Here is a 285-nt window from a genome sequence, read left to right as displayed (position 1 = left end):
ATTACGATTTAAACTTAGCTAATAATAAAATACAAACTCTTGAAAGAGAAATAAATAAGCTTCCAGAAAATAAACAAGAATGGTTAAAATTATCACGAAAATATAACCTAAGTGACAACATTTACAATACATTTCTTCAAAAACGAAGTGAGGCATCAATAGTTAAAGCAGCAAATATTTCCGATATAATATTTATTGACCCAGCAAAAGATGTAGGTGGTGGATTACTAGGACCAAAAACAGGAGTTAATTATGTTTTGGCCTTTTTTATGGGATTAATTGTGC

1 protein-coding gene is annotated in these 285 nt (G+C 29.1%); it reads left to right on the top strand.

Going from position 1 to position 285, the window contains the following annotated elements; all coding sequences use genetic code 11:
* Positions 1-285 (top strand): GNVR domain-containing protein (locus WFZ85_RS16290; protein WP_342697287.1); only part of this gene is annotated, 285 nt, incomplete at both ends.

This window comes from Flavobacterium aureirubrum (assembly GCF_038739835.1).
Classification (GTDB): domain Bacteria; phylum Bacteroidota; class Bacteroidia; order Flavobacteriales; family Flavobacteriaceae; genus Flavobacterium; species Flavobacterium aureirubrum.
This window is presented reverse-complemented; position numbering and strand designations above follow the sequence as displayed.